This is a genomic window from Bradyrhizobium sp. LeoB3, assembly GCF_055456055.1.
The window spans coordinates 1-2,369 of record NZ_JBVBEF010000252.1; the positions used below are offsets into that span (position 1 = coordinate 1).

2 protein-coding genes and 1 pseudogene are annotated in these 2,369 nt (G+C 56.7%); 2 read left to right on the top strand and 1 reads right to left on the bottom strand.

The features are described from left to right. Positions 1-359 precede the first annotated feature (359 nt). Complete coding sequence (locus ACZXDY_RS45525; RefSeq protein ID WP_464349964.1) at positions 360-626, top strand: hypothetical protein; 267 nt, start codon at positions 360-362, stop codon at positions 624-626. A 20-nt stretch (positions 627-646) separates the two neighbouring features. Here ACZXDY_RS45525 and ACZXDY_RS45530 read toward each other — a convergent pair whose 3' ends face one another. Then, on the bottom strand, positions 647-1,603 hold the full coding sequence (locus ACZXDY_RS45530; protein WP_464349965.1) for an integrase core domain-containing protein: 957 nt from the start codon (positions 1,601-1,603) through the stop codon (positions 647-649). A 119-nt stretch (positions 1,604-1,722) separates the two neighbouring features. On the opposite strand from ACZXDY_RS45530, the pseudogene ACZXDY_RS45535 reads away from it, so the two are divergent. Beyond that, positions 1,723-2,186, top strand: a pseudogene (locus ACZXDY_RS45535) (DinB/UmuC family translesion DNA polymerase); the annotation flags it as partial. Between the last annotated feature and the right edge of the window lie 183 nt (positions 2,187-2,369).

Here is a 2,369-nt window from a genome sequence, read left to right on the forward strand (position 1 = left end):
CGGCGCGGTCGACGCTTCGACGAGAGTTCCGCTTGATCGTATCGGCAAACGACTGCAACGGTTCCACGATCGGAACCAAACTGAGGAAGAGGGGGTAAGCGCGCCAGGAGTAGCATAAGCACTGTCGAGGTCAGCACCGGGTCATGAGCGGCGTTTTTCCAGCGAAGCCGTCACTTCCGGTCTACTCTGAGCAGAAGACGTTGTGACCGGCTATTAGCGGGTCGCTGAAGGGCCAAGAGAGGGCATCGGCAGATCTGAAAGTCAGCCAGAACGCACATTAGGTAGGTGTTAGTAATTTTGGTTCCAGTTTGAACCGTAGCTGTCCAGCACCTACTCGACCAAATTAAGAGAATCCACCATTGAAAATCATGCTCGTTATTTTGAGCTTCTTCGTAGTCGCAGCAGCGGTCTTTTTGGCTGAATCGTTTCTCGCCTACTACGTATTCGAGCACTCTGCTCGGCTGCATGGCGGTGAGCAAGCCAATGCAGCAGCTTATAGTGCCCATGTATTTCTTCACCAAGTTCATCATTTGCCCGATCTTTTCAATCGCCGCTGGCGCATTTACAGCGTGGAAGATCGCGAAATCCGACCTAACTTTTTGAAAGGCGGCGCCGCTCGGAGATAAACACCTGTGCCTACCGCAAATCAAATCCGAGTATATTGGCGGTGCAGTCCGCCCAGAATCGGGCGACAGAGAATGCGTCCAACTGTCTCGGCGGCCCGTGATATTGGCGCGTCTTTGTGCAACGACAAATGGGTGCGCGTGCCGTTGTAATAGTTCATGTACGAGAGCAGAACGTGACGCAGATGGCGTTCTCCGAACACCACGACATGATCAATGCATTCCCCGCGGATTGAACCGATCAGCCGTTCTGCACCAGCGTTTTGCCAAGGTGAGCGAGGAGAGGTCGGACGGTCTCGAATCCCGATGGATCGAACCCGACGCAGGAATATCTCGCCGTAGGCGCCATCGCGGTCCCGGATCAGGTAACGAGGGATTTGCTCCCAGCCACACGCCTCGGTCAGTTGATTGGCGATCCATTCGGCCGTTGGGTGCGCGGTCACTCCAAACCACAGCATCTGCCGCCGTCCATCGCCCATGATAAGCAATCCATAGAGCAACCGGAACGAGACCGTCGGCACCACGAAAGGGTCCATCGCAGCGATCCCGTCAGCATGGTTACGAAGGAACGTCTTCCAGCCCTGCGAGGGAGGCCCCCTCCTCCGTGCCATATACTTGGCGACGCTGGTCTGGCCGACATCCATGCCGAGCTTGAGAAGCTCGCCATGGATTCTCGGTGCTCCCCACAATGGATTGACGATGCTCATCTCGCGGATCAGCCGGCGAATCTCCAACGACACCGTTGGTCGACCGCAACGGCGTCGCGATCTCCAGCGCCAATACAGCCTAAAACCGGCGCGGTGCCAGCGGATCACGGTATCGGGGCGGACAATCGCAAGTGTATCATACATCTTGGGAAACAGCCGGCAGATACCTCCGAATATCAGCCGGTCAAGCGACGCAAATCGAATTCTCTTGGAATTGGCACGCCGCAGCACATTGATTTGCTGCCTCAGCATCAAGATCTCCGCCTCGAGCATCGCGCGCGACCGCAGCAAATCTATCACTGTCCCAACGATCAGTTTGCATAAATCAAACATCGAGCAGCAGCATCGGCCGATTCTCAATCAACTGCCAGAGGATTCGATTTACGATAGGGACAGGTCTCGACATGCGCAACCAGACGCTGGAGTTCATGAACGGTAACTTCGGCAAGTCGGGCGCCTACTACTACTGGATCTCGCGCGGCGTCGACGAACGGCCCGTTCGAGCCAACCGGATCCGAAAGTCTGTCGGCGCGGAAAACACGTTCGCGACCGACCTCACCGAATTCGAGGCCATGGAAGCAGAGCTCGAACCACTGGTCGACAATATCTGGCTGCACTGCGAGTCGACGGGCACTCGGGGGCGGACGGTGACGCTCAAAGTGAAGTTCGCCGACTTCGAGATCATCACGCGCAGCCGGTCCGTCTCTTCGGCGGTCGCGAACCGCAACGATCTTGCACAACTCGCCTGCTGAAGGACAACATGCCCCTTCCGAAAGCGGTGCGCCTCCTGCGGGTGTCGCTCTCTTCCCTGCAAGGCGGGGACGACGCGAAGCCGCAACTGGATTTCGGGATTTGAACCGACTGGGCATCCACTCATCATACCGCTGTAGCTCAGTCGGTGCGAATGTCTGCTGTAGCCCTAAGAGGAGACACTAAAGCAGACCTCACAAGATGTCCGGGATGGGCCGATTCCGTTGAAAAAGGTTGAAGTAGTTCAATGTATCTGGCGCCAGCCTCGACGAGACCGAGCGCTTTGCCG

Bases quoted from the DNA above. Each gene is read 5' to 3' on its own strand.
- ACZXDY_RS45530 (WP_464349965.1), bottom strand. From the start codon at position 1,603: ATGCTCGAGGCGGAGATCTTGATGCTGAGGCAGCAAATCAATGTGCTG.